Below are 24075 nucleotides of genomic sequence, written 5' to 3' on the forward strand. Positions count from 1 at the left end.
CGACTTCCTCTCGTTGATTTTTCTCATTATTAACAACAAACGCTGTAAATTTAACCAAAGAGTGTGATCATGCTCAATTAATGGGAATGTTCCCATTCTGTAAGGTGCTTTCTGGTGGCACACTGTCCCTACTCTTTATTGGGAATGTTCCCATCATTGAGGTGAAGATACTATAATTCATTAGAGGTGAGCGGAGATTCATCTCAATTATCAGAAAAGGTCTGCATACGATGAGCCATATAGCCAAACAAGATGTTGCTGCCATCATTGACGGTGTCGGGGGGCAAGAGAATATTGCCAGTGTCAGTCACTGTCTAACTCGTCTTCGTTTTGTATTAAACGATACGGACAAAGCCGATAAGCGTGCCTTAGAAGCGCTTAAATTAGTAAAAGGGTGCTTTACTAATGCTGGTCAATTTCAGGTCGTGATAGGTACTGAAGTCGATGAGGTTTATAAACTCCTTATTGCCATGACGGGTAAAAGTGAGTCTTCAAAAGATGAAGCTAAAGTCGCTGCACGAAGTAACATGAACATTGTAGAGCGCGGTATTTCTCACCTTGCTGAGATTTTTGTTCCGCTTTTACCTGCGATAATCACCGGTGGTTTAATTCTGGGTTTTCGTAATGTTATTGGCGATATTCGAATGTTTGATGGTCAAACGTTAACGGAAATTAGCCAGTTTTGGGCCACGGTACACTCTTTCTTATGGTTAATTGGTGAAGCCATATTCTTTTTCTTACCCGTTGGTGTTTGTTGGTCTACCGTTAAAAAATTAGGTGGTACGCCGATTTTGGGGATTACCTTAGGGGTAACCTTGGTGTCACCACAACTGATGAATGCTTACCTTATTGGTAAACAGGTACCTGAAGTCTGGGACTTTGGACTATTTGTTATCGAGAAAGTTGGGTATCAAGCGCAAGTGATCCCAGCGATGTTAGCGGGCGTGGCGTTAGCGTTCATTGAGACGCATTTAAAGCGTATCGTACCGAGTTACCTCTACTTGGTCGTCGTACCTTTTGTATCCATTATCTTGTCAGTTGTGCTCGCCCACGCTTTGATCGGTCCTTTTGGTCGAGTACTTGGCGATGGCGTAGCCTTTGCAGCTCAAGCGGCGATGACTGGGGATTTTGCGGTACTGGGTGCCATTGTCTTTGGCTTTTTCTATGCCCCTTTGGTTATCACAGGGATTCACCACACCACCAATGCTGTTGACCTTCAGTTGATGCAAGAGTTGGGTGGTACCCCAATCTGGCCATTGATTGCGTTGTCGAATATCGCACAAGCGTCGGCTGTTGTTGGCATCATCATTATTAGTAAGCGAGAAGGTGAGAGAGATATTTCAGTTCCAGCCGCTATTTCAGCTTATTTAGGGGTCACCGAGCCTGCTATGTATGGTATCAACTTGAAGTACAAGTTCCCAATGCTTAGCGCCATGATTGGCAGTGCTGCGGCTGCGGCGATTTGTGGCAGCGCTGGTGTGATGGCAAATGGGATCGGTGTGGGTGGCTTACCGGGTATCTTATCCATCCAGCCTCAATATTGGACCATTTATCTCGTGGCTATGCTGGTGGCTATCGTGATTCCTATCATGCTTACGTTATTTATGTATAAGAGAGCCCAGTCTAAAGGCGAGCTTGAACTCGCAAAGGCATAACATTTCAAGGCTCGTATCTGCGAGCCTATTTTTCCTTTTTAAAGTGTAAGTGAGACGGTGATGGGTTTACAGGCTCAGCAACAATGGTGGAAAACCGCCACAATCTATCAAATTTATCCGAAAAGTTTTTGTGATAGTGGTAGCAAAGGTATCGGAGATATTAAGGGGATCACCTCTAAACTCGATTATTTGCAGAACTTGGGGGTCGACGCCATCTGGCTGACGCCGATTTATGCGTCACCAATGGTCGATAATGGTTATGATATTTCTGACTATTACGCGATCAATCCTGACTTCGGTAGCATGGCAGACTTTGATGAACTGCTGGCACAAGCGCATCAACGCGGTATCCGTTTAGTAATGGATATTGTGGTTAATCATACCTCTACCGAGCATCAATGGTTTCAATCTGCTTTAGGAGACAAAAACAGCCCGTATCGAGACTACTACATTTGGAAACCAAACCAAGATGGTTCGCTACCTAATAACTGGCAGTCTAAGTTTGGTGGTTCTGCTTGGAAGCTTGATGAGAAAACCGATGAGTACTTTCTTCACTTGTTTGCGCAAGAACAAGCGGATTTAAACTGGGAGAACCCGGCAGTACGGGAAGAAGTAAAACAAGTTATTGAGTTCTGGGCGAAAAAAGGCGTGGATGGTTTTCGCCTCGATGTCATTAATCTTATTTCTAAGCAACAAACCTTTTTGGACGATGATGAGGGTGATGGGCGACGCTTTTATACCGATGGCCCACGAGTACATGAGTATCTGCAGGCAATTAGTGAAGCGGTATTCCAAAAATATGGCTCTGTGACGGTGGGTGAAATGTCTTCGACAACCCTAGAGCATTGTCAGCAATACAGCGCGCAAGATGGCAAAGAGCTGTCAATGGTGTTTAACTTTCACCACCTTAAAGTCGATTATCCGAATGGAGAAAAGTGGAGTCTTGCTCCTTTCGATTTCATCGAATTAAAGCGAATCTTTAATCACTGGCAAACGGGGCTCAATGGTTGTGGTTGGGGAGCGCTATTTTGGTGTAACCATGACCAACCTCGGGTGGTAAGCCGTCTTGGTGATGACACGCTCTATCGGAATGAGTCGGCAAAAATGCTCGCAGCTTCGATTCATCTGATGCAGGGAACCCCTTATATTTATCAAGGTGAAGAAATCGGTATGACTAACCCAGGTTTTAGCGAGTTATCGCAGTATAGAGATGTGGAAACCCTAACGATGTATCGCGTGATGCAACAAGCTGGGCAGTACAGTCACGATGAAATCATGTCCATCTTGCAACAAAAATCACGAGACAACTCTCGTACGCCGATGCAGTGGGATGAGAGCGCTCAAGCTGGTTTTACCACCGGTGAGTCTTGGATTGGTGTATCAGACAACTACGCAGAGATTAACGCGGCAGCCGCTATAGCAGATGAACAGTCAATTTTTTATTTTTATAAGGATTTGATTGCGCTGCGTAAACAGCTCAAAGTCATCACTGATGGTAGTTATGTCGATCTGTATCCAAAGCATGCACAAGTTCATGGTTACGTGAGAGAGAACCAAGACAGTCGCTTACTTTGTTTGCACAATTATTATGCCCAAGAGACAACCATCACGCTGCCGGAACAATATGTTTCTCAAAGCGGCAAGGTGGTAGTGGGGAATTATTCGCACTCAGAGGCGCTTATTGTGCTCGAAGCAGAGATAACCTTAAAACCGTATCAGACAGTGGCGATTTTATTGAAAAAGTAGCCATGAAACTGTTATGCCATGGGCCATTTTGGCGAAATTCGCGAGATGTCATCAGATAAAAAACGCCCCTTCAAATGGAGGGGCGTTTTCATTTTTACCCGTAGGTGACCACATACCGGGTCGGTTTGTGATTCATCGCTAAGACAATGTTGAGTACCACAGCACCGATAATAGAAACCAAAATAATTGGTGGCGCTACGAAAAAACAAGAGGCCAACAAAATAGTACAGTCGATGGCAAGTTGAGTTTTACCAACAGAGATGCCAAAACGCTCTTGAATGAACAAACACAGTACATTAAAGCCACCAAGACTGGAGCGATGACGGAATAAGATCAACATGCCCAGCCCCATGAGTAACCCACCTGCGATGGCACAGTAGACGGTATTCACATGGTCGACAGACACGACATGATGCATGTTATCGGCAAAAATGGACACGAGCGCACCGGAAATAGCACTGCTCATCGCAAAGCGTTTCCCAAAGCGTCGCCAGGCTAATAAGTAGAATGGCGTATTGGCGGCAAAATAGAGCATACCGAATGAAACCGGTAGAAACTGGCTAAGTAATAACGCAAGACCTGTGGTCCCGCCAGTCAGCAATTGAGCCGATTGCAGGAAGAATATACCTTGGGCCACTACGAAAGTGCCGGTTAAAATGGCTATCCAGTCTTCTTTGCGTGAGTGTTTTTCCATCAAGTTAAAAATCTTCCTATAGTAATTGGCGGCAATAGTATTAAAAAGATGATCTTTTCGATAGCTAGGAGGAGAAATTTACGGTAAACCTATGTAATTCAATTTTTACACACTGTAAAAGGATTTATTGACACTTTAGGTTGTAGATGGGGTTATTTTCTTGCCGTACATGATGCAATCTAACGTTCACTATGAAGAAACTGCATGAAAAAGATCCATTTTTTCCTTTATGACCTAGATCAAATTATGTATTATGCGATTCATCAAACGTGGTGACGAAAACGTTTGCTTTTGGTCATTGTGTGGTTTTTTTGAAACTTTCAGTACAATCTGAGTCAGGAGATACAGATGCTAAAGCGTGATATGAACATCGCTGATTACGATGCGGAACTATTTGCAGCCATTCAAGAAGAAACTCTTCGCCAAGAAGAGCACATTGAGCTTATTGCTTCGGAAAACTACACCAGCCCTCGCGTGATGGAAGCGCAAGGTACTCAATTAACCAATAAGTACGCAGAAGGCTATCCTGGTAAGCGTTACTACGGTGGTTGTGAGTATGTAGATAAAGCGGAAACATTGGCAATCAACCGTGCATGTGAGCTTTTCGGCTGTGAATATGCAAACGTTCAGCCACACTCTGGCTCTCAAGCGAACAGTGCCGTTTATATGGCGCTTCTGAATCCAGGAGATACTGTTTTAGGTATGAGCCTAGCGCACGGTGGTCACTTGACTCACGGTTCTCCAGTGAACTTCTCTGGTAAACACTACAATGTCATTCCTTACGGTATTGATGAAGCGGGTCAAATCAACTACGACGAAATGGAACAGTTGGCTGTTGAGCACAAACCAAAAATGATCATCGGTGGCTTCTCTGCTTACTCTCAAATCGTTGATTGGGCACGTATGCGTGAAATTGCAGACAAAGTTGGCGCGTACTTCTTTGTTGATATGGCACACGTTGCTGGCCTTATCGCCGCTGGTGTTTACCCAACACCGGTACCACATGCTCACGTTGTTACAACAACAACGCATAAAACGCTTGCAGGCCCACGTGGTGGTTTGATTCTTTCAAACGCTGGCGAAGACATGTACAAGAAACTGAACTCAGCAGTTTTCCCTGGTGGTCAGGGTGGTCCTCTGATGCATGTTATCGCGGGTAAAGCGGTTGCATTTAAAGAAGCGATGGAGCCTGAATTTAAAGCCTACCAACAACGTGTTGTTGATAATGCTAAAGCGATGGTTGCACAATTCCAAGAGCGTGGTTACAAGATCGTATCTAACTCAACAGAGAACCATTTATTCCTTGTTGACCTGATTGATAAAGATATCACAGGTAAAGAAGCCGATGCGGCTTTGGGTTCTGCTAACATTACCGTTAACAAAAACTCAGTACCGAATGACCCACGTAGCCCATTTGTAACCTCTGGTATCCGTATTGGTACGCCAGCGATTACTCGTCGTGGCTTCTCTGAAGCTGATGCAAAAGAGTTGGCGAATTGGATGTCAGATGTGCTTGATAATCTTGGCGACGAAGCGGTAATTACTGCTACAAAAGCGAAGGTTCTAGATATTTGTAAGCGTCTGCCAGTTTACGCGTAAGTGAACTAAAAGTGCTTTGCTGTCATAGGCATTGAAAAAAAACGAGCTTATTAGCTCGTTTTTTTGTGCGTGATGCTTAGCTATTAACGTGAAATTACTTATTAATATTAAGTAACGTGCCAGATTTACACTTGAAGGAGTAGTACTTACGGCTTTCGTTAAATTGCCCTAAGCCTTCACCGTTACAGTAATCAATGTTGATATCTCGCATAATTTCCAGCGTTTTTTCACTGTTCATTGAGAACTTCGCGCCATCTTTACATACTACTCGAACACGACCATCATCGCTGACTGAGTAAAGGTTCACTTCGGTATTACATAACTCGAATGAAGCCTCTAAGTAATTGTCTTGTTGTGAGTTTTGAGCACAACCTGCAATGAGTGTTGCGGCTATGATGGGTAAACCTATTTTAAGCAATTTCATGCGTACATCCTTGAATGGCTGATGTTTTTCTATAAGCCTACCTAAAAATGAGGAAAATGCGAGTACGAGATTGTCATGGTGGTCATTTTTCTTAAAAAAAACACGGATAGTGCAACGCACATCCGTGTTTTTTATGTGGGGGACTTTTTACGGCGGTTATTTGATTTCTACGCCTTTCGCTTGTAGATCCGCGTGGTAAGAAGAACGCACAAAAGGTCCACAGGCGGCATGGGTAAAGCCAAGCTCTAGTGCGATTTCTTTAAGCTCATCAAATTCTGATGGTGGTACATAACGCTCAACCGGTAAGTGGTGGCGGCTTGGTGCGAGATATTGACCGAGCGTCAGCATGGTGACGCCATGAGCTCGCAAGTCTTTAAGTACTTGAACAATCTCTTCTTTTGTTTCACCGAGCCCCATCATTACCCCAGACTTTGTTGGAATATCTGGGTGCATAGCTTTAAATTTTTCTAGCAGCTGTAGCGACCATTTATAGTTCGCACCAGGTCGCGCTTTACGGTAAAGGCGAGGGGCGGTTTCTAAGTTGTGGTTGAAGACATCGGGTGGGTTGTCTTTTAATGCTTCTAAGGCAACATCCATACGGCCACGGAAATCCGGTACTAAGGTTTCAATACGAATTTCAGGATTCAGCGTTCGTATTTCACGAGTACAGTTAGCAAAGTGTTCAGCGCCGCCATCACGTAAATCATCGCGGTCAACGGAAGTCACGACCACATATTTGAGTTTCATGTCTTTAATGGTCTGAGCCAGTTTTTGCGGCTCATTAGATTCAGGTGCATTTGGACGACCATGGGCAACATCACAAAATGGGCAGCGGCGAGTACAAATAGCACCAAGGATCATAAACGTCGCAGTACCATGGTTGAAACACTCGGCGAGGTTTGGACAAGACGCCTCTTCACAGACTGAGTGAAGATTGTTTTTACGCATCGCCTTTTTGATGTCTTGAATTCTTTGGCTGTCAGAAGGCAGCTTTATCTTCATCCATTCTGGCTTACGTAGGACTTCTCTTTGTTCCTCCGGCATGTTTTTTACCGGAATCAGTGCCATTTTATCTGCGTCGCGATATTTGACGCCTTTTTCCATTTGTATAGGTTTGCTCATCGTCTTATGCTTCTTCGCTGAATTCTACTTGCTCGTAATCAAGTAATTGTATTAATTCGTTGACCAGCTGTTCTTCGACGCTGGCAACGCTATCAGGCCCACCAAGTTGGCTAATTTGGACCATTTCCATACCGGCATAGCCGCAAGGATTAATTCTTAAGAAAGGAGAGAGATCCATATCGACGTTTAAGGCTAATCCGTGAAACGAACAGCCTTTACGGATACGAAGCCCTAAAGAGCAGATCTTCTTTCCATCGACGTAAACACCAGGAGCATCCGGCCTTGCCGCCGCCGCAATATTATAGGTGTTTAGCGTGTTGATGACGAGATTCTCTATATGAGTGACGAGATCTCTGACACCTAATTTTTTACGACGAAGGTTAATTAGAAAGTAAGCGACCAGTTGACCAGGACCATGATAGGTCACTTGTCCACCGCGGTCACTTTTGACGACAGGGATGTCACCGGTGTTGAGTAAGTGTTCTTCTTTGCCTGCTTGCCCTTGAGTGAAGACTGGGTTGTGCTCTACTAACCAGACTTCGTCACGAGTGTCGTCGTTTCGATTGTCGGTGAAAGCATGCATGGCTTTCCAGACTGGTTCGTAGTCTTTGCGCCCAAGCTTTCTTACTATTAGCTGATTCTTCACTCGTACCCTCGTCGTTACTTAATAAAGTGTTTGCATTATAAACCTGTTCATTGACTTGAACTACAGCTAAATAGTGAAAATTTAACCAGTTTGTTATGTGCACTAGTTAACTTTTTGAAAAATAAAAAGAAAGCAGCCGAGGCTGCTTTCAAAAAAAATTGAATCATTCAAATTTTTACAGAACCATACGAACGATGTCAATTTCACCAAGTTCTTTGTATAGCGTTTCTACCTGCTCAATAGACGTCGCAGTGATGTTAATTGAAACAGCATGGTAGTTGCCCTTAGCGCTAGGCTTAATCGTTGGGCTGTAGTCTCCAGGTGCATGACGCTGGATCACTTCCAACACTTTTTCAGGAAGTTCAGGCTTAGCATAACCCATCACTTTATATGTAAACGAGCAAGGGAACTCTAGTAGGTCTTTGAGTTTTGCATCTGAATTGATGGTTAACATAATGGCGACTCCAAAAAAATCAAATTTGTTGTAACGGTGCGAATAGTAATGTCAAAGGCGACGAAACTCAAGACGAGTTCGTAGCACATAAGCAAGTTGATGACGCTTGAAGTAAAAAGCAACAAAGCCGCATTATGCGGCTTTGTTTGCTATCATCATTTTACGTTGTGGCTAGAAGAAGCTCTTAACCAGTAAAACGATATAGTCCCATAAGCGGCTAAACAAGCTGCCTTCTTGTACATTTTCAAGTGCAAGCAATGGGTACTCGGCAACATCTTCACCATCTAACTGATAGTATAGCTTACCCACAACATCGCCCTTAGATATGGGTGCTTCGAGTTGTTTTTCAAGCACGAAACTTGCTTTTAAATTTTTCGCTTGTCCACGAGGTAGTGTCACGAATGTGTCTTCTGCCACACCAAGAGCAACGGTATCTTTATCACCCATCCATACTTTCTCTTCAACGAAGGTTTCGTTAGCGGTATGAGGGTTAACGGTTTCGAAGAATCGGAAGCCATAGCTTAGTAACTTTTTGCTTTCAGATTTACGAGCGTTGGCATTTTTTGTGCCCATCACTACGGCAACAAGGCGCATTTTACCTTCGGTTGCTGAACTGACTAGGCTGTAACCAGCTTTGCTTGTATGACCGGTTTTAATACCATCAACATTCATGCTTTTATCCCACAATAGACCATTACGGTTGTATTGTGTGATGCCGTTGTAGGTAAACTTCTTCTCGGAGTAAACACGATATTCATCTGGAACGTCTTTGATAAGCGCACGCCCTAGCAGTGCCATGTCGTATGGCGTTGAATATAGGTTTGGATTATCGAGACCATGAACGTTTGCAAAATGCGTATCGTTCATGCCAATTGAGCTCGCCCAAGCATTCATTAAATCAACGAACGCATCTTCTGAACCTGCAATGTGCTCTGCCATTGCCACACAAGCATCGTTACCAGATTGAATAATGATGCCTTTGTTTAGCTCTTCAACTGTGACTTTAGTGCCTACTTCGATGAACATCTTAGAAGAGTCAGGGAAATTTTTTGCCCAAGCGTTTTTACTGATGGTCACTTCATCGCTTGGCGCAATTTTGCCGCTCTTTAGCTCTTGGCCGATAACGTAGCTTGTCATCATTTTGGTTAAGCTGGCAGGATGAAGTTGGGTATTCATCTCTTTCTCAGCGAGGACTTTACCTGAGTTATAGTCCATAAGTACGAAGCCTTTCGCGGCAATTTGCGGCGCGTTAGGCATCACGACAGGCGTAGCTACGGCATAACTAGCCGTTAATGTTGCTGCAAGAGCAATAGATGTAATGAATTTCATAGAAGACTTGTTTTTATTCATGTTGAACACAGTATTTGTGAGTTATCCGTATAGTAACAGATTGGTCGCTGCGCACTAAAGAGCTTACACACTAAGTAACAACGGTGATTTATGTCAATGATGTTTAAAGTTTTTTGACGAAAGCTGAGGTATAACCGAGCTTTTGTACTTGCTCTAACGCATCATGAGTATCTTTATAGTCGCTAAAAGGACCAAGCATTAAGCGATAATTATTCTTTATCGGTGATAGGAACGTCTCAACCGATAGGGTATTACTTAATTCATTCGACAATTTTGTGATTCTGTCTTTATGTGGTGACGCCACCACTTGTATGCCATATTTTGGGTGCTTATCTAGTTGATGCTGTCCGGTTGGTTTCTCAACGGTAATCACTTCAATTTTGACATTGGCTGTCCCCGTTTTGATGACATCGAGCTTTTTAGCCGCGGCATAGCTGAGGTCAATAATTCGACCTTCATGAAATGGACCTCGGTCATTAACACGTACGACAGTTTCTTTGCCATTATCGGTATTTGTGACTTTCACATAACTCGGGATTGGTAGAGTTTTGTGCGCGGCAGACATAGAATACATGTCATACACTTCACCATTTGAGGTCAAATGTCCATGGAATTTTTTGCCATACCATGATGCTTGGCCTTTTTCAGTAAAGCCTTGCGCATCTTTTACGATGGTATAACGCTGACCGCGTAATTTATAGTCTTTGTTACCACCCATGCTATAAGGTTCATATTTTGGTTGAGCACCTTCAATATGGTCAACTGAAATGGGGGTGGTTGGAGCCACATCATTATCAATATCGTAGCGGCTGTCTGATGAAGAGCAGCCCGCAATGACGATTATACTCAAGCAGGTAAGCAACCAGCGAGAGTGAGATGAGGTAAAAAACAGAGTCATTTATGTCGCCTTTGAAAACGCTTTGCGGTGAGTATGGATGGACATTAATATGCCAAAGCCAGCCATCAAGGTCACCATGGAAGTACCACCATAGCTAATTAGCGGTAGAGGAACACCAACAACAGGTAATATACCGCTTACCATACCAATATTTACGAAAACGTAAACAAAAAAGCTTAGAACAATACTGCCTGCCATCATGCGGCCAAACGCAGTCTGTGCCGAGCTTGCTAGGTAGAGGCCACGACCAATGATGAATAAGTACAATGACAGAAGAAGTAATATACCAATCATACCCCATTCTTCAGCGATGACTGCAAAGATAAAGTCAGTATGACGTTCTGGTAAGAATTCTAGCTGTGATTGCGTGCCGTGTAACCAACCTTTTCCCCCTAAACCACCAGAACCAATAGCAATTTTGCTTTGTATGATGTGGTAACCAGCGCCAAGTGGGTCAGACTCTGGATCAAAGAGTGTACGAACCCTTACTTTTTGGTACTCCCTCATAAGGAAGAACCAAAGAACGGGGATAAAGGCCCCGACAGCAATGGCTGCTCCGGTAATGATTTTCCAGCTGATTCCTGCTAAGAAAATAACGAAAATACCCGATGCCGCGATAAGGATTGAGGTTCCAAGATCCGGCTGCTTTGCAATTAGAATGGTTGGCACCATCACCATCACAAGGGAAATGATAAGTGTTTGAAAACTAATGGGTAGTGTGCGCTTGCCAATATATCTTGCCACCATAAGAGGTACAGCAAGTTTAAGCAGTTCGGAAGGCTGAAAACGGACAAAACCGAGGTTTAGCCATCGCTGTGCTCCTTTTGAAGACTCGCCGAAAAACAGTACGCCCAGCAAGAGAATCACGCCAGTAAAAAACATGAGTGGTGCAAGGGTTTCGTACGTGCGAGGTGAGAGTTGGGCTAAGCCAATCATAACGACCAATGACAACACCATACGCATTGCTTGTCTATCCATCATCGCGAGGCTTTGCCCGCTTGCACTGTACATCACAACTAACCCAAAGCCCATTAATGCAAGAATACCGAGCAATAAGGGCAGGTCGATGTGAAAGCGTTCAAGTAGGAAGCGGTTTCGTCCTGTTGATGGATCGAATTTCATTATTCTTCTTCACCTTCTTGATTGTTAACTAGTGCGAGATCAAATACTTGCCTTACTACAGGGGCGCCATTTGTAGAACCGCCACCGGCGTTCTCGAGCACAATGGTGACCACAACTTTTGGATCTTTGAACGGAGCAAAGCCTGTAAACAGTGCATGATCTTTCAAATGCTCTGCGATTTCATCGGCGTTATATTTTTCATCCTCACCTAAGCTAAATACTTGAGCGGTGCCGGATTTGCCCCCGGACTGGTACGGCATATTTTTAAATGAACGACGTGCAGTACCTTTAACACCGTGATTTACTCGGCGCATGCCTTCCAACGCAAGACCCCAATACCGCTCTTGCACTCCTGTGATTGGCGGGCGGCTATCAATTTCAGTGAGCGTTTGGTTATCAAAGTTATCGCCATTGTTAATCGTGGCACGAAGTAAGTGGGGCGATAGAACTTCACCATGGTTTACAAGCACAGATGTCGCCTTGGCAATTTGCATTGGTGTTGCGGTCCAGTAACCCTGACCAATACCGACAGGGATGGTGTCGCCCTGATACCAAGGGGTGCGGTGCCTTGCCATTTTCCATTCACGAGTTGGCATATTAGCCTTACTTTCTTCATGAATATCGATACCGGTGTAGTCGCCAAAACCGAACATCATCATCCACGATGAAAGACGGTTAATTCCCATGTCATAAGCGATTTGGTAAAAGAAGGTATCCACCGACTCTTCAATGGCTTTGACAATGGTGACTTTACCGTGTCCCCAGCGTAACCAGTCACGATAAGGGCGCGTTTTTGAATTTGGTATGCGCCAGTAACCCGGATCGTTTCGGGTTGTCGTAGGCGTTATCACCCCTTCTTGTAGAGCGGCGACGGCGATAAAGGGTTTAATCGTGGAGGCCGGAGGGTAGATACCCAGCGTTGCTCGGTTTACCAGCGGTCTATTTTTGTCGTTTAGTAATGCTCGATAAGCTTTACTTGATATCCCGTTTACAAACGCGTTAGGGTCATAGCTCGGGCTAGAAACCATCGCTAATACGCCATTGTCGGTAGGATCGAGCACGATGGCTGAACCGCGACGTCCATCAAGTAGCTTATGTACTTTGAGTTGTAGGTTGATATCAAGGTTTAAAACAATATCCTTGCCCGGCGTGGGTGGAACAAACTTAAGCGTACGCAGCACTCGACCACGGCTGTTGACTTCAACTTCTTGGTAGCCAGCTGTGCCGTGCAGTAAATCTTCGTAATAGCGCTCAATACCAAGCTTACCGATGTCACGAGTCGCTTGGTAGTTTGCCACTTTTTCTTCGCGAGCCAGACGTTGAATGTCGCGGTCATTGATGCGAGACACGTAGCCAATGACATGAGTCAGCACGTCACCATATGGGTAGTAGCGCTTAAGGGTTGCCGCAATTTCAACGCCAGGGAATTTGTGTTGATGGACAGAAAAAGTGGCCACTTGCTGTTCATTGAGTTGGGTCAACAGCGGGATAGACTTAAAGCGTCGTGTGCGTTTACGCTCACGTTGAAAGGCTTCGATTCTGTCATCGGATATGTCGAGATATTCGCGTAAGTCTAAGATGGTTTGATCCATATCTTTGACTTTTTCGGGAATGATTTCTAAGTTGAATACCGGGCGGTTTTCCGCCAGTAGTACGCCATTTCGGTCGTAAACTAGCCCCCGATTTGGTGCAATCGGAACGACTTTGATGCGGTTGTCGTTTGAGCGAGTTTTGTAATCTTGATATTGATTGATCTGAATATTGTATAGATTGGCGACCAAAAGCATCATCATCACAATAATGAAGATGAAAGATACTAAAGCGCGACTTTTAAACAGTCGCGCTTCTGCCTGATGGTCTCTTATCTGGCTACGTTTAAGTCTCATAGGGGGTGAAACTACTCTCGATGGTAAGGGTGATTAGTGGTAATTGACCAAGCTCTATATAAGCTTTCTGCCATCACTATTCGTACCAATGGATGCGGCAGTGTTAATGCCGATAAAGACCAACTTTGGTCGGCAGCCGCTTTACATGCTGGCGCTAAGCCCTCAGGACCACCGATCAAAATAGAGACATCACGGGCATCGAGCTTCCAACTCTCAAGTTGTTCAGCAAGTTGGGGGGTATCCCATTTCTTACCCGGAATATCCAAAGTTACGACTCTATTGCCTTTAGGAACAGCCGCCAACATAGCTTCGCCTTCTTTCTGTAAGATGCGTGCAATGTCGGCATTTTTCCCGCGTTTTCCTGCTGGAATCTCAATGAGCTCTAAAGGCATATCATGAGGGAAACGTCGGCGATACTCTTGAAAGCCTTCTTCTACCCATTTAGGCATTTTGGTCCCAACAGCGATGAGTTGTAGTTTCAAGCGATTAGCCCCAGAGTTTTTCTAGTTGATAAAGCTCTCGGTGTTGCTCTTGCATGACATGTAGCATGGTAGAGCCCATATCGAGAACGACCCATTCACCTTCTTGTTCACCGTCGACACCAAGTGGCTCTAGGCCCATTTTTTTTACTTCAGTTGCGACGTGGTCTGCAATAGAAACAACGTGTCTTTTCGATGTACCAGTGCACACGATCATGAAGTCAGTGACATTTGATTTACCGATTACATCAATGGTAACGATATCGACGGCTTTCATGTCATCTGCTTTATCAGCTAGAAATAGTTTCAATTCTTCGTGTTGCAAGGGGTTTTCCTCTTTTGGTGGAATAGAACAAGGCAATAACACTCAGCGGTTATTGATCTTTGGATTATAACAGGTTTTAGTGAGGTAAAGACATTGGTGTGTCAGTAACGCTTAAGTTCATGGATAACTGATGGATTAATGGCCAAGGACTGATGTCATACTGTGTTTTAGCTTGGACTTCTATCTGTGCTAACAACTGAATAGATTGTTTGAGCCTAGCTGGAGACAAACGGGTCAGCGCTGCGTTATAAAGGGGTTTCTTATTTTGCCATACGCGAAACTTATCAAATACTTGTGTCATGGAAAGCTGAGTCAGTGCTTGTTGCATTTTAACCAGTTGAAACAACTCTTTTTGAACGGTTCTTAGCAAAATAATGGCTTCAATGCCTTCTGATTCAAGTTGAGTTAAGATCCTCTGTGCTCGCTTGCCTTTGCCTTCCAGCATGGCATCAACCCAATGAAAGACGGTAAAGTGATTGTGGCGGCTGAGCGCGTCTTGGACTCGAATGAGCGTTAACTGACCATCAGGGTATAGAAGCGTCAGCTTTTCGAGGCTTTGAGATAGCGCAAATAGGTTGCCCTCATGCCATTGGCATAATAGCTGGACGGCTTCATGATCGGGAGTGAGGTTGATCGCTCGGCATCGCTGTGTAACCCATTGTGGCAACCGTTTGATATCGGGAGTCGTACAGCTTACATGGCAGCCATTTAGCGCCTTAAACCATGCGGCAGACTCTTGAGCGCGGGTTAATTTACTGCCGGATATTAGCAAGACAATATCTTCATGAAGTTGGCTCGCTATTTCTGTTAGCTGTTTCGCAATAGCGGCGTTAACCCCCGCTTCTGGAAGCTCTAACTCAATAATTTGCTTTGATGAGAATAGGCTCATAGATTGCGTGCAATCAAAAACGTCATTCCAATCAATAGAAGCATCGACGACAAATCTGTGGTGTTCTTCGAAGCCTAATGCTTTGGCTCGCGCGATGATGTGGGCGCGACTTTCTTGAATAAATAGTGGTTCATTACCAAATAACAGGTAGCAAGCAAACCAGCGCTGAGTGAGCGACTCGGTGAGGCGATCGGCAAAAACTTTCACATTAATTCCTTGTACTAAGGCTTAACTTTGGCGCGAGAAACACACGCCTCTCGCGGTACAACGTAAATTCGCAAAGTAAAACGTCAACTCTTTAAGACAAACTAGGAGTTAGGCGTTGCTACTGGCTCTGGTGTCGTTTCTGCTTCTTTTTGCTTGTGTTCAAATTCTTCAATTTCTGTTTTCAAACGGGCCATCTGACGCATCATTTGTTGCGCAGCAAGCTCACGCATTTCGTTTTCTAGCAGTTTACGTTCTGCTGATTTTGCTAGCGCTGATAAAGGGTTATCAAGATAGCTGCGCGTCATAGTCGCAGTGAAGTCTTTTGAGCCGAGATTGGGAACGGTGACGCGATACTTCACTTCATAGGTGATCTCTTTTTCCGCCGCTCGGGTATTTTGGTATAAGGAGAGGGTACGATCTTTAGTGGTTTCTCCTGTGATATGCAGGTTGGTCACGTCCATACGAGGTGTCACAAGTTCAATATTACTAAGGCGAAGCTGCTCTTTGATCTGGCGAGTAATCATGCTGTACTGATCAAAACTGGTGACGGAAATTTCTTTGATATCATCCGGTACCGTGTACTCACCACGAAGGTGGAAGCCACAAGCGCTAAGGAGCGAGGTGAGCAGGAACACGGAAAAGAGTTTTAGTAGGTTGTGTTTTAACAGGCGCATAATACCGCTTACTCGTTAGACAATGGTTTATGTAAACGCCCTAATAGGAAGCTTAAATAAAACGATGATGGGTTAATGATGTTGTTGAATGCTCATGAGTGATTAAAGTCGCAGGCATAACACCTGCGACTTTATATCAAGGACGCTGCTTAGTTTGCTACGATGTTCAATAGCTTACCAGGAACAAAGATAACCTTGCGAATCGTCAGTCCATCTAAGAACTTTTTCGCGTTCTCATCGTTGAGTCCTAGCTCACGAACTTGTTCTTCTGTCGCATCTGCGGCAACGGTTAGTTTCGCACGTAGTTTGCCGTTGATCATGACAACGATCGTTTTTTCGTCTTCAACCAACGCCTTTTCGTCAAACGTTGGCCATGTTGCCGAGTCTACGTTTGACTCACCAAGAGCAATCCACATTTCGTAAGAGATATGCGGTGTCATTGGGTAAAGCATGCGAACCACGGCTTTTAGTGCTTCATCAAGGATTGCACGGTCTTGCGCTGACTCTTGAGGTGCTTTTGCGAGCTTATTCATCAGCTCCATGATGGCCGCGATTGCCGTGTTAAACGTTTGGCGACGAGCAATATCGTCGGTTACTTTTGCAATGGTCTTGTGGACATCACGACGAAGTGCTTTCTGGTCACCAGATAGCGCAGACGCATCAACCGCCTCAGCAGCACCTTTAGAAGAGTGAGCGTGAACCAGCTTCCAAACACGCTTAAGGAAGCGGTTTGCCCCTTCAACGCCAGATTCTTGCCACTCAAGTGTCATATCTGCAGGTGATGCAAACATCATGAATAGACGTACAGTGTCAGCGCCGTACTTATCTACCATCTCTTGCGGGTCGATACCGTTGTTCTTCGACTTAGACATCTTGATCATGCCTGAGTGCTCAACGTCGCGACCTTGGTTATCGACAGCTTTTTCGATGCGGCCTTTCCCATCACGCTCGATAGTCACGTCAGTTGGAGCGATCCATTCTTTCGTGCCTTTTTCGTTAGTGTGGAAGAACGCGTCAGCAAGAACCATGCCTTGACATAGAAGTTGCTTGAATGGCTCATCAGAGGTGACGTAGCCTGCATCGCGTAGCAATTTGTGGAAGAAACGAGAGTAAAGCAGGTGCATACACGCGTGTTCAATACCACCGATGTATTGATCAACCGGCAGCCAGTAGTTCGCTTTCTCTGGGTCTAAAATGTCATCGGCTTGTGGTGAACAGTAACGTGCGTAGTACCACGAAGATTCCATGAAGGTATCGAACGTGTCGGTCTCACGTAGAGCTGGCTCGCCATTAAACGTGGTTTCAGCCCAAGACTTGTCAGCCTTGATTGGGCTAGTCACGCCATCCATAACCACGTCTTCAGGAAGAATGACGGGTAGTTGGTCTGCAGGTACTGGGTGAACTTCACCATCTTCCGTCGTGACCATTGGGATTGGTGCGCCCCAGTAACGTTGACGAGAGACACCCCAGTCGCGTAGGCGGAAGTTTACTGTCTTCTTACCTTTACCTTCTGCTTCAAGTTTTGCAGCAATGGCATCGAAGGCTTCTTGGAATGCAAGGCCGTCGAATTCGCCTGAATCAAACAAAACACCTTTCTCAGTGTAAGCCGCTTCAGATACGTCTAGCTCAGAACCATCTTCTGGTTTGATGACTGGAATGATGTCGATGCCGTATTTCGTTGCGAATTCGTAGTCACGTTGATCGTGAGCAGGAACCGCCATTACCGCACCAGTGCCGTAATCCATAAGAACGAAGTTTGCTACGTATACAGGAACAACGCGACCGTTAAGGGGGTGGATAGCTGTTAGGCCAGTATCCATGCCTTTCTTTTCCATTGTTGCGAGTTCTGCTTCAGCAACTTTAGTGTTACGACACTCTTCAACGAAAGCCGCAAGCTCAGAGTTGTTCTTTGCTGCTTTCTCGGCAAGTGGGTGACCAGCTGCGATACCAACATAAGAAACACCCATTAGTGTGTCTGGACGTGTTGTGTACACTTCTAGTGGCGCTTCTTCACCGTTAACAGCGAAAGATAGCTCAACACCTTCAGAGCGACCGATCCAGTTGCGTTGCATGGTCTTAACCATTTCAGGCCAACCTTCAAGGTTGTCTAGATCGTCTAGTAGCTCTTGCGCGTACTCAGTGATCTTAATGAACCACTGAGGGATTTTCTTTTGTTCTACTGGCGTGTCACAACGCCAGCAACAACCGTCTTCTACTTGCTCGTTTGCAAGTACAGTTTGGTCGTTTGGACACCAGTTAACTGAAGAGGTCTTCTTGTAAACCAAACCTTTTTCGTAAAGCTTAGTGAAGAACTCTTGTTCCCAACGGTAGTACTCAGGCGTACACGTTGCGAACTCACGACTCCAATCGTAACCAAAGCCTAAAAGCTTAAGTTGGTTTTTCATGTACTCGATGTTTTCGTAAGTCCAAGGTGCTGGAGCGGTATTGTTTTTTACAGCTGCGTTTTCTGCTGGTAGACCAAATGCATCCCAACCAATTGGTTGCATGACATTTTTACCTTGCAGGCGCTGGAAGCGTGAAACCACATCACCGATGGTATAGTTACGAACATGACCCATGTGCAGTCGACCACTTGGGTACGGGAACATAGATAGGCAGTAGAATTTTTCTTTATTTGCGTCTTCACTTACAACAAAGGTTTTATTGTTGTCCCAGTGCTCTTGAACGTTACGTTCAATCTCTTGCGGGTTGTATTGTTCTTGCATCGATGATTTCCGGTTATCTTGGAATTTGTGAGTTCTGTTAAAACAGAGACTACTAGATCATCATAGAATACCTAAAGCAGGCGCGGTCAACAATAGTCAATGTACCCAGAGTCGTTGAAGTTGCCATATTGAATGGTAATGTTAGGCAGAGTGCAGACTGATGGGGTAGTCAGTTAGGTGTTATGACGTAGCACGCTATACTTATAAGATTATTCCATTTGTTGTCTAGCGTAAGCTGTGATGATTGTGGCGAAAAAGGGGGATCTATGCCTAAACGTAAAGCCAGCTATGAAGAGATGTTTGAAGATGTGGTGGATAACCTCAAGCACAGCCCTGAAGAAGTGCAGCATGTGCTCGAAAAGTCAGGCTCTGTGATTGAAGCCGCGAACGACATGACAAAAGATGAAATGGCGTTGATCTCTGCTTATATCCATTCGGATTTAAAAGAATTTGCTGACAACTATGAAGAAAGTAAAAGTGGGCCATTTTATTTGATGGTGGCTAACTCGATTTGGCAAGGACTGTTAGATATCACGGACAAAACGAAAGTTGAGTGGTTAGAGCTATTTCAGGATCTCGAGCACCAAGGTGTATATAGCGCCGGAGAGATGATCGGTTTTGGGGTGCTGGTATGTGAAGAGTGCGGCCATAAAGCGGAATACAATCACCCGACAACCATTTCAAATTGCGGCAAGTGCGGTCACAAAACCTTTAATAGGCAGCCTCTTAAGCCTTAATCCCATCAATTCATCAGTCCCTTCTTACTAAGAGGGGGACTGATTCGTGAATTGTTGGAGTTTGCAGGGTTATTTGTGCTGTTCTTTAAACTCTTGTACCCACATTGCAGTTGCGCCGCAAACAGCAATAGGCATGACAAATAAGTTTAAAATCGGGATTGAAGTAAACAAAGCAACGATCGCACCAAAGCTGTAGCTTTTGCCTTGCTTTCTTTTCAACGACAAGCGCATGTCGTTGAATGGGACTTTATGATTATCAAATGGGTAATCACAATATTGGATCGCTAACATCCAAGCGGTAAAAATAAACCAAAGAAACGGCGCGATAGTTTGCCCAAGAGCGGGTATTAATAACAGCAGGAAAAGCCCAATCGCTTTTGGTAGTACGTAAAGCAATTTACGCCATTCTCTTGCCATAATACGTGGTACATCCTTGACGACGCTGAGTATGCCATCATCAGACACTTTTTGTTGAGTTAGGGACTCCTCGACCTTTTCTGCCAATAAACCGTTAAATGGCGCAGCAATAAAGTTGGCCAGCGTACTAAAAAAATACGAAAAGGTGGCCAAGATGGTTAACGTCAGCAGCGGCCACAAGACATAACTCAGCCATGATAAAAATTCTGGTAAAGCGCCCATCCAACTCTCTATCCAAATATTTAAGTTAGAAAAGAGGTAATACATAGCGGAGCCAACCAATAAAATATTAGCGAGCAAAGGCATAATTACGTAGCGACGAATGCCAGGCGTGAAAGCAAGCTGAAAACCTTGGTGGAAATAACCAAATCCGGTATTGGCTTTGTTCAAAGTTGAGCTCCTTTATAGTGATTTAGCAGGGCTTTAGGGCGACTATAACAAAAAAGGTCAGAGGAAATCACAAACTTCTTATACTAAGGTGTTCTATTAATAGGTAGAGTTTTGGTAAAGTAGGTCAGTTGGAAGTGTTTAAGCACTTCAATAAGGACTATTTTTATAACATTGAGAGCAAACAATGCAGGAATTGCGATTCGTACTCATTATTGTCGGTGCCTTAGCCATAGCGGCGCTGTTGTTTCATGGCTTATGGTCAAGCAAGAAAGAAGGCCAGAAAAAATTTGCTGATCGACCTTTGGGAAATATCGATGAGACATCAGATGATGATCATTATGTGGCACCAGAAGATGATTTTGAGATCGTGCGTAAGGTTAAAAGCGAACCTGATTTTGGTTTGAACCAACAAGCACCCGCGTTTGATCCTCTTGATGATGCTCTCGATGATGTCGTTGTGTCGGACGGACCGACTCACTATGAGAACCGTCGGGATAGGACGAATTCGTTGACGGCCTCCTATGAAACTGACGATATGCCATCATTTAGTGCGAAAGAAACGGCAGATGATTTAGAGCCACTGGATCTAAAAGAGCCTAAGATCGACCTTGATGCTATCGATGTGGTTACGCCACAGGTAGAGAGTTTCGATGAGGTCGTGTCATCACAAGCATTTTCTGATGTTGATGAGAATCAACCAGTCTCGAATGCTCAGGATAAGGTCGTGGCGCCAAGCACACCCAAAGAGTCAGAGATTAGTGAGCCCGAAGAACCGGAAATGCAAGTGTTGGTGATGAATGTACACTGCTCTGGTAATGAACCGTTTATCGGCAGTAAGCTATTCGATAGCATGCGTCAAAACGGCCTGATTTACGGTGATATGGATATATTCCACCGTCATGCCGATCTATCTGGAACGGGGAAAGTCCTCTTCAGTGTCGCGAATATGATGCAGCCAGGTACACTTCAGCATGATGATCCAGAGACCTTTACCACCAAGGGGATTTCATTCTTTATGACGTTGCCATGTTTTGGCGAAGCTGAGCAAAACTTTAAGCTCATGCTTAGAACCGCACAACAGATCGCGGACGATGTCAGTGGCAATGTGTTGGATGACCAGCGTAACTTACTCACCCCAACTCGCATTGATGCCTATAAAAAACAGATTCAGGATTTTAACCGCTTAAAAGCGGGTGCGTAACATAACCATTTATTAGTAAAAAAGGGCTCCTACTAATAGGAGCCTTTTTTATCATTACGATCAGGATAAAAGCATGTCTCAGCAACGATTAAATGAACTTAAAGATCAACTTCACCATTACGCCGTGAAGTACTACGTGGAGGATACACCAGTCGTCCCCGATGCCGAGTATGATCGTTTAATGCAAGAGTTACTGGCGATTGAAGCGGACAACCCTGAATGGGTATCGGTGGACTCACCAAGCCAACGTGTGGGCGGGGCACCATTGGATGGTTTTACTCAAGTCAAACATGAAATCGCCATGCTATCGCTCGACAATGCTTTTTCGGATGAAGACTTAGATGCATTCAATAAGAGGCTAGGCGAACGTGTTAACCGCACCACTGTGGGAAGTTACTGTTGCGAAGTTAAATTAGATGGCTTAGCGGTGAGCTTGATGTACGAAAATGGCGTCCTCACTCAGGCAGCGACACGTGGTGACGGCGCAACAGGTGAAAACATTACGGAAAATGTCCGCACTATTAGTGCGATCCCATTGAAGCTGCAAGGCAGTGATATTCCCGCGCGTCTTGAAGTTCGTGGCGAAGTGTTTATGCCTAAAGCGGGCTTTAACAAAATGAATGAGCTTGCCGCAAAAAAAGGTGACAAGGTATTTGTTAATCCACGTAATGCAGCGGCGGGGAGCTTACGCCAGCTAGATTCTAGAGTGACGGCGACAAGACCATTGAGTTTTTATGCTTATAGCCTAGGTGTGGTAGAAGGCGTTGAACTGCCACCGAGTCACTACGATCGGCTCACGAAGCTTAAGGCTTGGGGTTTTCCTATGGGCCCGGAAACTATGCGAGTCAGTAGTATTGAGGCGGTGAAGGAGTATCATAAATCAATTTCAGATAAGCGCGATGCATTAGCGTACGAAATTGATGGGGTAGTGATTAAAGTTGATGACATCACCTTGCAAGAGCAACTCGGGTTCGTTGCTCGTGCACCACGTTGGGCGATTGCTTATAAATTTCCAGCTCAAGAAGAAATTACCACGTTAAACAGCGTTGAGTTTCAGGTAGGGCGAACCGGAGCGATCACGCCTGTAGCAAAATTAGAGCCTATATTTGTTGGCGGCGTAACGGTGAGCAATGCCACGCTACATAATGCCGATGAAATTGCCCGTCTTGGCGTCAAAATAGGCGACAGCGTGATTGTAAGAAGAGCCGGTGACGTTATTCCGCAGATCGTTGCCTTTGTGCCAGAGCGAAGACCAGAAGATGCACAGGATATTTGTTTTCCGCAAGCCTGTCCGGTATGTGCATCGGGTATCGAGCGAATAGAGGGTGAAGCGGTGGCTCGTTGTACTGGTGGATTAGTTTGCCAAGCACAGCGTAAAGAGGCGCTCAAGCACTTTGTTTCAAGGAAAGCACTTGATGTTGATGGACTTGGAGACAAGGTGATAGAGCAGCTTGTTGATAAAGAGATGGTAGAAACACCGGCAGATCTTTTTAAATTATCCGCTGGTGTATTAACGGTTCTTGAGCGCATGGGTCCTAAATCGGCGCAGAATGTCGTTAATGCGCTTAAGGTATCAAAAGAAACGACGCTCGCACGTTTTCTTTATTCTTTAGGTATTCGCGAAGTTGGTGAGGCGACCGCAGCCAATCTAGCTGCGCATTTTGAAACGCTTGAGGCGATCATGGGGGCATCTCATGAAGCGTTGCTCGAAGTGCAGGATGTTGGTGAAATTGTGGCTAAACACATTAGGTACTTCTTTGCCGCAGAATTAAATCGTAAGGTCATTGATTCATTGATTGATGTTGGCGTTCATTGGCCTGCTATTGAACAGCTTAGTGATGATGTCCCACAACCATTAGCGGGTAAGGTTGTTGTGTTAACGGGTTCACTGTTACAACTTAATCGCGGTGATGCAAAAGCAGCGCTGCAAGCATTAGGGGCAAAAGTGACCGGCAGTGTGTCTAAGAAAACCGATATATTATTTGCTGGTGATAATGCGGGCTCTAAATTAGCGAAAGCTCAAGAGCTAGGCGTGGAAATAAAAACCGAACAAGATTTAATAGATTTAATTCCGTAATAGTTATTCAGTGATATCAAAGGAGCCTCTTATGAGGCTCTTTTTTTTGCGAGTAACTTCACATTGAATTTATATAAATAATTATATAAATAATTGTGTGATCAACTCGTTATTTATTTACTGAAGGAGGTTTAATAAAAAACCACTGCGAGGCATATCACGTTGCTGTCGAGCTTGTTTTGTTTAACTTGTTGATTTAAAGCGATTAAAAGCGTTTTTATTTTTTTTATGTAGAAAATAAGATCTTCATCAATAAGTGAGGGTAAAGTTTGCGGTGCCTCCTATTTTTTTTATGGAAAGTGAACTGTTAATTGATATTTTTTGTTGCGAAGTTAGTCTTAAGGACATGGATACACA

21 protein-coding genes are annotated in these 24075 nt (G+C 44.6%); 6 read left to right on the forward strand and 15 right to left on the reverse strand.

The annotated features are described in order from the left end of the window. The first annotated feature begins 230 nt into the window (after positions 1–230). Positions 231–1655: a PTS trehalose transporter subunit IIBC gene (gene treB, locus L4D74_RS02230; protein WP_428750503.1), complete on the forward strand. Its 1425-nt coding sequence runs from the start codon at positions 231–233 to the stop codon at positions 1653–1655. A gap of 60 nt (positions 1656–1715) precedes the next feature. Then, positions 1716–3401: an alpha,alpha-phosphotrehalase gene (gene treC, locus L4D74_RS02235; RefSeq protein WP_428750504.1), complete on the forward strand. Its 1686-nt coding sequence runs from the start codon at positions 1716–1718 to the stop codon at positions 3399–3401. 94 nt (positions 3402–3495) lie between these two features. On the opposite strand, the gene L4D74_RS02240 is transcribed toward treC, so the two are convergent. Next, the gene (locus L4D74_RS02240) at positions 3496–4095 is read right to left on the reverse strand and encodes a YitT family protein (protein ID WP_428750505.1); all 600 of its coding nucleotides are present in this window, start codon (positions 4093–4095) and stop codon (positions 3496–3498) included. 348 nt (positions 4096–4443) lie between these two features. Between L4D74_RS02240 and glyA the strand changes: the two genes are divergently transcribed. Then, the gene (gene glyA, locus L4D74_RS02245; RefSeq protein ID WP_428750506.1) at positions 4444–5694 is read left to right on the forward strand and encodes a serine hydroxymethyltransferase; all 1251 of its coding nucleotides are present in this window, start codon (positions 4444–4446) and stop codon (positions 5692–5694) included. A 94-nt stretch (positions 5695–5788) separates the two neighbouring features. Here the strand turns inward: glyA and L4D74_RS02250 are convergent, their stop codons facing one another. The 13 genes from L4D74_RS02250 to leuS all read right to left on the reverse strand — a co-directional run bounded on the left by L4D74_RS02250 (position 5789) and on the right by leuS (position 18896). Then, the gene (locus tag L4D74_RS02250; RefSeq protein WP_102468849.1) at positions 5789–6118 is read right to left on the reverse strand and encodes a hypothetical protein; all 330 of its coding nucleotides are present in this window, start codon (positions 6116–6118) and stop codon (positions 5789–5791) included. Between the two features lie 156 nt (positions 6119–6274). Continuing rightward, complete coding sequence (gene lipA / locus L4D74_RS02255; protein WP_265673795.1) at positions 6275–7240, reverse strand: lipoyl synthase; 966 nt, start codon at positions 7238–7240, stop codon at positions 6275–6277. 4 nt (positions 7241–7244) lie between these two features. After that, complete coding sequence (gene lipB, locus L4D74_RS02260) at positions 7245–7886, reverse strand: lipoyl(octanoyl) transferase LipB (protein ID WP_265673796.1); 642 nt, start codon at positions 7884–7886, stop codon at positions 7245–7247. A 175-nt stretch (positions 7887–8061) separates the two neighbouring features. Next, complete coding sequence (gene ybeD / locus L4D74_RS02265) at positions 8062–8340, reverse strand: DUF493 family protein YbeD (protein WP_237483776.1); 279 nt, start codon at positions 8338–8340, stop codon at positions 8062–8064. 171 nt (positions 8341–8511) lie between these two features. Next, a complete protein-coding gene (locus L4D74_RS02270; protein WP_428750507.1) occupies positions 8512–9690 on the reverse strand; it encodes a serine hydrolase in 1179 nt (392 codons plus the stop codon). Positions 9691–9793: 103 nt separating this feature from the next. Beyond that, on the reverse strand, positions 9794–10588 hold the full coding sequence (locus L4D74_RS02275) for a septal ring lytic transglycosylase RlpA family protein (protein WP_428750508.1): 795 nt from the start codon (positions 10586–10588) through the stop codon (positions 9794–9796). Further along, positions 10589–11710, reverse strand: coding sequence for a rod shape-determining protein RodA (gene rodA / locus L4D74_RS02280; protein ID WP_265673799.1), 1122 nt, complete (start codon positions 11708–11710; stop codon positions 10589–10591). Further along, positions 11710–13596: a penicillin-binding protein 2 gene (mrdA, locus tag L4D74_RS02285; RefSeq protein WP_428750509.1), complete on the reverse strand. Its 1887-nt coding sequence runs from the start codon at positions 13594–13596 to the stop codon at positions 11710–11712. Before mrdA ends, rodA begins: the two co-directional genes overlap by 1 nt. A gap of 11 nt (positions 13597–13607) precedes the next feature. Further along, positions 13608–14078 (reverse strand): 23S rRNA (pseudouridine(1915)-N(3))-methyltransferase RlmH, encoded by a 471-nt coding sequence (gene rlmH, locus L4D74_RS02290; protein ID WP_102468828.1) that lies wholly within the window; start codon positions 14076–14078, stop codon positions 13608–13610. A 4-nt stretch (positions 14079–14082) separates the two neighbouring features. Continuing rightward, the gene (gene rsfS, locus L4D74_RS02295; protein WP_265673801.1) at positions 14083–14400 is read right to left on the reverse strand and encodes a ribosome silencing factor; all 318 of its coding nucleotides are present in this window, start codon (positions 14398–14400) and stop codon (positions 14083–14085) included. 76 nt (positions 14401–14476) lie between these two features. Next, a complete protein-coding gene (holA, locus tag L4D74_RS02300) occupies positions 14477–15496 on the reverse strand; it encodes a DNA polymerase III subunit delta (protein WP_428750510.1) in 1020 nt (339 codons plus the stop codon). 101 nt (positions 15497–15597) lie between these two features. Continuing rightward, complete coding sequence (locus L4D74_RS02305; protein WP_428750511.1) at positions 15598–16170, reverse strand: LPS-assembly lipoprotein LptE; 573 nt, start codon at positions 16168–16170, stop codon at positions 15598–15600. Positions 16171–16319: 149 nt separating this feature from the next. After that, positions 16320–18896: a leucine--tRNA ligase gene (gene leuS, locus L4D74_RS02310; RefSeq protein ID WP_428750512.1), complete on the reverse strand. Its 2577-nt coding sequence runs from the start codon at positions 18894–18896 to the stop codon at positions 16320–16322. Between the two features lie 266 nt (positions 18897–19162). Here leuS and L4D74_RS02315 point away from each other — a divergent pair, with 266 nt between their 5' ends. Continuing rightward, positions 19163–19633 (forward strand): zinc ribbon-containing protein, encoded by a 471-nt coding sequence (locus L4D74_RS02315; protein WP_428750513.1) that lies wholly within the window; start codon positions 19163–19165, stop codon positions 19631–19633. A 69-nt stretch (positions 19634–19702) separates the two neighbouring features. Here L4D74_RS02315 and cysZ read toward each other — a convergent pair whose 3' ends face one another. Continuing rightward, positions 19703–20440, reverse strand: a complete 738-nt coding sequence (gene cysZ, locus L4D74_RS02320) for a sulfate transporter CysZ (RefSeq protein WP_265673806.1) — start codon at positions 20438–20440, stop codon at positions 19703–19705. Positions 20441–20624: 184 nt separating this feature from the next. Between cysZ and zipA the strand changes: the two genes are divergently transcribed. Both zipA and ligA read left to right on the forward strand, forming a co-directional pair. Then, positions 20625–21641 (forward strand): cell division protein ZipA, encoded by a 1017-nt coding sequence (zipA, locus tag L4D74_RS02325; RefSeq protein WP_428750514.1) that lies wholly within the window; start codon positions 20625–20627, stop codon positions 21639–21641. A gap of 73 nt (positions 21642–21714) precedes the next feature. Next, entirely contained in the window at positions 21715–23718 is a 2004-nt protein-coding gene (gene ligA / locus L4D74_RS02330; protein WP_428750515.1) for an NAD-dependent DNA ligase LigA, read from the forward strand. The last annotated feature ends 357 nt before the right edge of the window (positions 23719–24075 follow it).

This window comes from Vibrio cionasavignyae, assembly GCF_050337155.1.
Classification (GTDB): Bacteria; Pseudomonadota; Gammaproteobacteria; order Enterobacterales; family Vibrionaceae; genus Vibrio; species Vibrio nomapromontoriensis.